Origin of the sequence: Algoriella sp. (genome assembly GCF_036647415.1) — a bacterium.
Lineage (GTDB): Bacteria > Bacteroidota > Bacteroidia > Flavobacteriales > Weeksellaceae > Empedobacter.
The window spans coordinates 45933-54171 of sequence record NZ_JAVXKG010000024.1; the positions used below are offsets into that span (position 1 = coordinate 45933).

8 protein-coding genes are annotated in these 8239 nt (G+C 28.4%); all 8 read right to left on the minus strand.

All coding sequences use genetic code 11. The annotated features are described in order from the left end of the window. Positions 1 to 495 precede the first annotated feature (495 nt). The 8 genes from RSC72_RS10770 to RSC72_RS10805 all read right to left on the minus strand — a co-directional run bounded on the left by RSC72_RS10770 (position 496) and on the right by RSC72_RS10805 (position 8119). Positions 496 to 1833 carry a T9SS type A sorting domain-containing protein gene (locus RSC72_RS10770; RefSeq protein WP_332544044.1) on the minus strand — a complete coding sequence of 446 codons (1338 nt, stop codon included), beginning with the start codon at positions 1831 to 1833 and terminating at the stop codon, positions 496 to 498. A gap of 332 nt (positions 1834 to 2165) precedes the next feature. Then, on the minus strand, positions 2166 to 2678 hold the full coding sequence (locus RSC72_RS10775; RefSeq protein ID WP_332578494.1) for a hypothetical protein: 513 nt from the start codon (positions 2676 to 2678) through the stop codon (positions 2166 to 2168). 218 nt (positions 2679 to 2896) lie between these two features. Then, positions 2897 to 3955, minus strand: coding sequence for a DUF4062 domain-containing protein (locus tag RSC72_RS10780; protein ID WP_332566375.1), 1059 nt, complete (start codon positions 3953 to 3955; stop codon positions 2897 to 2899). Positions 3956 to 4200: 245 nt separating this feature from the next. Next, complete coding sequence (locus tag RSC72_RS10785) at positions 4201 to 4785, minus strand: hypothetical protein (protein WP_332566376.1); 585 nt, start codon at positions 4783 to 4785, stop codon at positions 4201 to 4203. A 232-nt stretch (positions 4786 to 5017) separates the two neighbouring features. Next, the gene (locus tag RSC72_RS10790; protein WP_332566377.1) at positions 5018 to 5662 is read right to left on the minus strand and encodes a DUF4279 domain-containing protein; all 645 of its coding nucleotides are present in this window, start codon (positions 5660 to 5662) and stop codon (positions 5018 to 5020) included. Between the two features lie 207 nt (positions 5663 to 5869). Beyond that, a complete protein-coding gene (locus RSC72_RS10795; protein WP_332566378.1) occupies positions 5870 to 6352 on the minus strand; it encodes a hypothetical protein in 483 nt (160 codons plus the stop codon). A 207-nt stretch (positions 6353 to 6559) separates the two neighbouring features. Continuing rightward, positions 6560 to 7294: a phytanoyl-CoA dioxygenase family protein gene (locus RSC72_RS10800; RefSeq protein WP_332566379.1), complete on the minus strand. Its 735-nt coding sequence runs from the start codon at positions 7292 to 7294 to the stop codon at positions 6560 to 6562. A 243-nt stretch (positions 7295 to 7537) separates the two neighbouring features. Then, positions 7538 to 8119: a hypothetical protein gene (locus RSC72_RS10805; protein WP_332566380.1), complete on the minus strand. Its 582-nt coding sequence runs from the start codon at positions 8117 to 8119 to the stop codon at positions 7538 to 7540. Positions 8120 to 8239: the final 120 nt, after the last annotated feature.

An 8239-nucleotide genomic window follows, 5' to 3' on the forward strand; every position in this document is an offset into this window, starting at 1 on the left:
AAAGATGAGTTCTATAAATAATAAATCAATTCCATTTTGGCTAATGTAGAAACTTTTTTGCATTATAAAAGTGGCTATTAGACCCAAAATACAGATGATAATTTGATAGTAAAATGATTTATTTATGACTTTTAATAAATTTATAAATGAGACTCGCTTTATAATTTCATATTTTTTTCCAACCAAAATTATTGGAATTAGGAACAAAAAAGATAATCCTAGCAAAACATAAATTTCGTGTCTTTCGTTTATATAAAAATCATTCATTTGTTTTATTTCGTTGTGGTTAGCTGACGCATAACGAGTCTTGTATTTGCGAAGAACGGGGGAGAATTTGAACGAAGTTCAAGTTCGGTACGTTCAAGCAAATTACTCTTTTTATGAAACTAATTTAATTATAAGTTTTCATAAAAGCAATTTTGCGTGGGGAAAAAGCTGGGCAGAAAGTTTACTTTCAGCCCGTTTTTCTCAAATACAATATTGTACGACGTTTTTTTATTGCTTTTGTATTTTTTTTATGGTAATATTTCCAATATTATCTCGAATTTTAATGAAATAAATACCGTAGGTTAGATTTGAAATGTCAATTTTATTAACATTATAAAAATTTAATATTTTTTGACCAGAAGAATTAATAATTTCTATAGTTTCAATTTTTTCATCAGATAAAATGTTTAAAATATTTTTGGTAGGATTTGGATATATTAATATAGAAGTTTTAGAAGTTGATTCATTTGTTTGTAAAAAACCTTTATTTTCATACCAAGAAACTCTTTTTGCATAAAAAGATGCTGTTAAGATATCATATTTTCCATCACCATTTAAATCCGTTGAATAAACACTTCTGTTATTTGTATCTGAAATTATTATTTGTTCTCCAAATTCACCTAAACCATTATTCTCAAACCAAGATAAATTTCCATTATCAGCAGATGAAATAATATCTAAATCTCCATCATTATCAATATCTTGTGCAAACACATCGGTAGCTTTTGATTCATAATCAATTAAATTAATTGTACTGAAATTTCCATTTCCATTATTTCTAATCCATCCAATTTCTCCATACATTAGTGCTGCAAAATAAATATCTTGGTCACCATCATTGTCTAAATCTGCTGTGTAAGCAAATTGAAGTTGACTTGCTCCTGAAATTATTTTTTTAGAACCAAAAGTAGCTTTGCCATCTATGTTTTCAAACCAACATATTGAGCCATCGTAAGCTCCGCCTGCAATAATATCTAAGTCTCCGTCTCCATCTATATCAGATGCATAAATAGTACTTGCGCCATCTACTGTTGAAGAAATAATTTTTTGAGAACTAAAATTTCCATTTCCCTCATTCTCATACCACGCAATTTTATCATCGATAACAGAGGCAGATAAAACATCATTATCACCATCATTATCAAGATCTGCCGCATATACACAATGCGTAGAAATAACTTGATTAGTAATTATTTTTTCTGAGCTAAAATTTCCGCGACCATCATTAGCAAACCAAACTATTTTATTGTCTGACATATTTCTAGATTCACATAAAATATCTAAATCATTATCACCATCCAAATCTGTTAAATAGATAGTTTGTAAAGCTCCTTGTATATCTATGGAACGACTACTAATAAATTTTCCAGTACCATCATTTTCGTACCATTTTAGTATTCCAGATCCAGCAATCACATCTTGATCACCGTCACCATCAATATCACCAGAATGAACTCGAACAAAATCTTTATTTCCTTCAATAATTTGTTCATTTCCGAATGTAGTTTGTGTAAATCCAATTTGAAAAGCTGATAAAAATAGTAAAACAAAATAATTATTTTTCATAGTGGTAGTTTTTAAAATGTCGTACAACGAGTCTTGTATTTGCGAAGAACGGGGGAGAATTTGAACGAAGTTCAATTTCGTACGTTCAAGCAAATTGCTCATTTTATGAAACTAATTTAATTATAAGTTTTCATAAAAGCAATTTTGCGGGTGGAAAAAGCTGGGCAGAAAGTTTACTTTCAGCCCGTTTTTTCTCAAATCCTATGATGTAGCGCAATTCTTCGCTATCGCTCGAACTGCGTACATCATAGGATTTGAGAAATCCAAAATTCACGTAACTTCGTTACTAAATTTTGGACTATCACAAATCCGACGAGCGTTAGCCGTAGTTTTTATATTTTTTTCGCACTTCTAGCATATCCGTGATGAGAATCATATTCTTCATTTAGTTCCCATTTAGTTCCACATTTTGAACAAATAAATCTTTCTGTTTTTGTCGAATAGGAACCTATGTCCTTTTCGTTTATTTTCTCAATCAGTTTTAATGTTTTAGGAGAACAGGTTAATCCGTGATATTTTCTAAATTCCTTTGGGTTGCCACAAAAGATTGAATTATCATAAATATATGCTTCGTCAACTTCAAAATATTCTATTGGATAATATCCAACATTATCAAATGTTATATAATCATTTTGATTAACAGTAACTTCTCCAACTTGTAACCATTTTTCATAATCATTAAATTCTGTTCTTTTCCATAATCCATTACATTTCTTACAATGAAAAATTTCTATTGAAAAAGTATCATTTCTAATTCTGTAAGAATCTAATTTATTTAAGTCAGAAAAATTGCAGGAAAGTTTTAAATTTCTAACATAATTAGAATTACAATAATTATATATCATTTAATGGATAATGTTTTTTTTAAATTACGGCTAACGGAAAAAGGTTTTGCGAAGTGCGGGAATTTGAGAACTGAAAGTTCAATAATTCCAAAACGTAGCAAATGCTTTTTCTTATTGTCTATATTAAGGAAAAAAACAATATGAAAAGCATTTTGCGGAATAAATGCAGGAAGTTTAATTTTGTACGAACCCCGCATTTTGCAAAACCTATGGCAGTATTATTGTGTAATATTTTTTAATCTTAAAAACATTTCCTCTATTAAAATTTCACCATTTTTATTTGTGTAAAATAATTTTTCGCCCACAACATAAATAATACTATTATCCTCATCTGAAATAGGTTGTAAATCATACTCAGCTTTTTTGCCAAACGCAGCTTTTGTTTTTAGAGTTTTGTGAGGTAAAGAACCATAATAAATTGACTTTATTCCTTTTTTATGGAAATCTTCACTAGCACTAAGTAATCCATATTTTTCGTGTAATATTTTGCTATCAAATATTTTAAAATCTACATTATAATGTTCTAAAAATTCTGATAGTTTTGCTTGTTTCAAAAGTGTGGGTAATCCTTCTTCTAATGAACCAGCAACTACCTCTGTTACATCTTTTAAATACCTGTTTTCTTCATTTAATAAAAATCTAAAAGCTACAGAGAATTTTCGAGCTACATCTTGCTCATCTTTAATTAGCATATGTCTTAGAGTAGTAATCTCAGAAAGAATATCTTTAATTTCATTCCTTGTTTGATCAAACTCTTTTGTTAATAAATCAGCAAAAATATGCGCTAGTTGTTTTTTTAAATTTAATTTAGCTGATTGTACATTATTGTAAGTTAAATAACCATTATTGGAATTTGAACTCGTAAATTCATCAACGAAACTGAATAATTTAGATGGGGAATCCATACCAGGTAAATTTAAAGTTTCAGAATTTTCTTTGTTTGCTTCATAAATCTTCTTAAAACTTTGAACTTCTTCATTTATTAAGAATATTATAGGTATTCCTTTATCTTTAGTTGTTCTAAATTCTTTATGCGTAATACTTAATCCATCATTTGATAGACTGCCATATCTTTTTCCAATTATAAAAATTGCGATATGGCAATCTTTTAAAGCAATATAACAAGAGTCCTCCGCAGAAGATGACGGTAAATAACCTATATCTCCATATTCGCTCATTATTGGATTAAATCCTAAGTCGCTTATTTGGTCTCTTATAGAATCTCTTAAATGATTTAAATCTGCGATAGTTGAACTTATAAAAATATTTGGAATCATAATATTTATTTACGGATTTGTAATATTGCAGGTAACGTTTCGGGGCTTGGCGTCAGTGGCGGAAATTGAAGCGAAAAGTTTCAATTTTGCGACACGGTAAGCAAAAGCCAATTCATTGAATGAATTTAAGAAAAAAAGTCAATGTAATTGGCTTTTTGCGATATAGAAAGCCGAAACTTTCAATTTATAGCTTAACCCGCCATTGCGCCAAACCCATGTTACCTGTAGTGCTTTTGAATATTAATTTATTTTCCACCAATTTGTTTTTTTAAATCAGCTTTTATAACTAATATCAGTTTTTCATATTCGATTTTTTTGCTAAGGTTTATTGAAATCATTTGTTGTACTTGGTTATCTTCAAAATAGTTATTACGCCTATAATTAATTAAATCAGATTTGCCAATTTGATATTCTGAAAAATATTTAATTGTATCAATCAATTCTTTATAGTGTGATTCCTCAATAAATAATGATGCTTTTTCAATTTCAGTCTTAGTCAATCTTAATTGTCTTGAAAACCTTTCTAGTTTGGTTGATGTCGCCTGTTGCCATAGCTCGTCAGCAAGAACTTTAAGATCATATAGACTTGCCCATAATTTACTGTAATGCTCAAATTGTTTATCTGAATATCTAATTGTAGTTTGTTTAAGAATATCAAGTTGAGTTTGATATTCGTTAATTTCATTTTGGAATTTGGCTTTTATTTTTTCCTCATATCTTTTTGCCAAAAATTGTCCTAAATAATTAGATAATCCTATTACAATTGCTCCTCCTCCTCCTAAAGAAGCTATTATTCCTATAACGATTTTTATAATTTCTGATGTTGTCATAATGGTTTTCTAAACTCACGTTTGCATTGCAGGTAACGGAAAAAGGCTTTGCGAAGTGCGGGAATTTTTGGACTGAAAGTTCAATAATTCCAAAACGTAGCAAATGCTTTTTCTTATTGTCTAAATTAAGGAAAAAAACAATATGAAAAGCATTTTGCGGAATAAATAGATAAAAGTTCAATTTTGTACGAAACCCCGCATTTTGCAAAACCTATGTTATCTGTAGTAGCAATTACGATTTGTATTCATTTCCAGAAATATATAAATCAAAATCTATTGATAAATTTAAATCGCTTAAAGATTTAATGATTTTTTCGGTTAAATTAGGACCTCCTATCATTCCATTCCCATTATGAAATTCCATTACGACTTGAATATATCCATTTGCTTTTTCTATTAATTTTTGAATTCCAATTTTGTCTCTTTTTAGTTCATCAATTAATTCTGCAATTTTTGAATAGAAATCATTGGGTTTTTGATTCGGTTCTATTATTACGCAGCTAAATTTATAAATTCCATTTTTTCCTTGTTTATCTCCTTTATTCCAACTTTTTGTAATTTTTAAGTTTGTGAAATTTGATAAATCTTTCTCATTTAATTCTTCAGAGGTTGCTTTAAAATAAATTGAAATATAAGGATCTGTCTCTATTCCTAATATCTCTTTATTTTTTGAATTTATATAAAAAGTCAAATAAAATTTTTCGTTTTCTATTGGAATGTAAACACGAATTTTATTCTCATTTCTGATAATATTTTCAATTTGAATTTTATCCCCAATAAAAATAGGATTATGAATTTCTAAAATTTGTTCTGTTACTCCAAATTTTTTATTTTCTAATTCACTTTGGATAACTTCAATTATTTGTGTGTCAGTCATTTTGCTATTACAGATAACGAGCCTTGTATTTGCGAAGAACGGGAAGAATTTGAACGAAGTTCAATTTCGTACGTTCAAGCAAATTGCTCATTTTATGAAACTAATTTATGCAGAAGTTTTCATAAAAGCAATTTTGCGTTTGGAAAAATCTGGGCAGAAAGTTTACTTTCAGCCCGTTTTTCGCAAAAACAATGTTAGCAGAAGCCATTATTTAGTTACATTAAGAGTAAATTTATTAGATTGGTTGTTACCAAAATATAGCTGTAATTCATAAGTTCCTACATTAATACTTTGATTAGGCGAGTCTAAAACTACCAAATCTAATACATCAAATTTTTTAGTTATTTTATCGCCTGGTTTTAAAATATAATAGTAATCTTTCAATTGTTCTTGTTTATAAGCATTAGATGATAGTATAGCTTTATTTTGGTATTTTAATACAGAAGTTTTTGTTTTGGTATCAACAATATTTAATGTAGTATCCCATGGTCCATTAGTGTTAGTTTTCGGTTTATCAAATAAAAATTTTTGAGGTGAATTAGAATTATTTATTAATGTAATTTCTAAAATTAAGTTTTGGCCATACTTTATTGAATTATCAGAAGAAATTATCACATCGAGATTAGTTTCTTGAGAATATAAATTTGTAATTGAAATTATGAGAAATAAAATTGAAAGTAATTTTTTCACGAAATATTTTTAATGGTTTTTGCTAACGTTTTGGGGCTTGGCGTCAGTGGCGGAAATTGAAGCGAAAAGTTTCAATTTAGCGACACGGTAAGCAAAAGCCAATTCATTGAATAAATTTAAGAAAAAAAGTCAATGTAATTGGCTTTTGCGGAATAGAAAGCCGAAACTTTCAATAATCACTTAACCCGCCATTGCGCTAAACCCATGTTATACGACGGCTTTTTTGATTTCTAGTTTTTCAGACCAATTAAGTTCGTTTGGAAGATTAATGTCTGAAAATTCAATATGAATTATTCGTCTTTTTTTGTTATTTATTGTTCGACTTGAGCTATGTAATATTAATGGTTTCATAATCATAATTCCTCCTTTATTCACATTACAGGTTGTCTCATTTTCAATTTCCCAATCAATATTTTCAGGTCGATATATTTTCTTTAAATGTGATTTCTCAATGACATTTAAAGCTCCATTATTTTCATCAGTATCATCTAAATGAATTCGTATAGTAAAAATGTTTTCCAATATTTCTATTGGAGGTTGAACTGCAAACTGATTTTGTTTAGTTGTCCAAAATCCAAAATTTTCCAATTCTAATTTTTTGTCAACTGAAATAGTTAAGTCTTGATGATAAGAAACATACCAGTTTGAGGTTTCTGGTTTGTCAAAATATATACTCTTGATTACAAAATAATTTTCACCGAAAAATTCTTTAATAATTTCCTTAAGCTTTTCATTAAAAATCAAGTTTTCAGTTTCAGGAACTTCTTTTAAAAATTGACGAATTGCAAATAAATCACTTGATTTTCTAAAAGTGTCTTTAGAAGTGTCAACTTGATCAATTGTATCGATGATTTTCTGAACTTCTTTAGTTGAATAAATGCTTTCAATTGTTGTAAATCCTAACACTTTTATTTCAGATTTATATTTTTTTAAATCGTTCATTTCTTGATTTTGTATTTTACGAAACGCTGTTGAAAGCTGTCGTATAACGTTTTTAGGCTTGGCGTCAGTGGCGGAAATTGAAGCGGAAAGTTTCAATTTAGCGACACAGTAAGCAAAAGTCAATTAATTGAATAAATTTAAGAAAAAAGTCAATGTAATTGGCTTTTTTGCGGAATAAAAGCCGAAACTTCAACTAAGCACTTCCCCCGCCATTGCGCCAAACCCTTGTTATGCGACGTTTTTTTATTCTATTTCGAATCTATAATATTTCCAATTTTCATCGAGGTTTTTTATTTCTTTATTATCATTGTCAAGCTGAATTAAAAATTTGTGATATTTATTGTCATTGATAATGTAGTTTTTAAACTTTTTGATTTTCATTTTCCGAGAATTTATTGTTCCATTATTTATGTTTTTATCAAGAGTAATTACGGAATCTATTGCGTTAAAGTTATACTTTCCATAATAATGGATTTTGGATGCCCAACTCCCTGATTTGATTATGTAAGTGTTGTTGTTTTTTAAGTCAATATAAGTTCCGTGCATATTTGCTTTTAAAAATGAGTTTTCATTAATCATATCTTCAAAAAAGCTATAAATTGAAATGATTGTTAAGAATGAAAGCAGAGAGATTCCTATTCCTATTTTATGTTTACTTTTTATAATATTTAAGAATTGGAAAAGGGAAATTATTCCGAAAATTATATAGATGAAAATTGCAAAAATATTGTCGTACTGATAAGAAAAATATACAGTTAAAGCGATAATCAAATTACAAAAGATTAAGATTCCCAGCTTCACATAAACAATTTTCTTATTCTCCATTTTTTATTTTATTGACGAGAGTTTGTATAAAATGTTGCATAACGAGTCTTGTATTTGCGAAGAACGGGAAGAATTTGAACGAAGTTCAATTTCGGTACGTTCAAGCAAATTGCTCATTTT

Excerpts from the sequence above, each read along its gene's own strand:
- RSC72_RS10770 (WP_332544044.1), bottom strand. The coding sequence starts at position 1,833 with ATGAAAAATAATTATTTTGTTTTACTATTTTTATCAGCTTTTCAAATT.
- RSC72_RS10775 (WP_332578494.1), bottom strand. The coding sequence starts at position 2,678 with ATGATATATAATTATTGTAATTCTAATTATGTTAGAAATTTAAAACTT.
- RSC72_RS10780 (WP_332566375.1), bottom strand. The coding sequence starts at position 3,955 with ATGATTCCAAATATTTTTATAAGTTCAACTATCGCAGATTTAAATCAT.
- RSC72_RS10785 (WP_332566376.1), bottom strand. The coding sequence starts at position 4,785 with ATGACAACATCAGAAATTATAAAAATCGTTATAGGAATAATAGCTTCT.
- RSC72_RS10790 (WP_332566377.1), bottom strand. The coding sequence starts at position 5,662 with ATGACTGACACACAAATAATTGAAGTTATCCAAAGTGAATTAGAAAAT.
- RSC72_RS10800 (WP_332566379.1), bottom strand. The coding sequence starts at position 7,294 with ATGAACGATTTAAAAAAATATAAATCTGAAATAAAAGTGTTAGGATTT.
- RSC72_RS10805 (WP_332566380.1), bottom strand. The coding sequence starts at position 8,119 with ATGGAGAATAAGAAAATTGTTTATGTGAAGCTGGGAATCTTAATCTTT.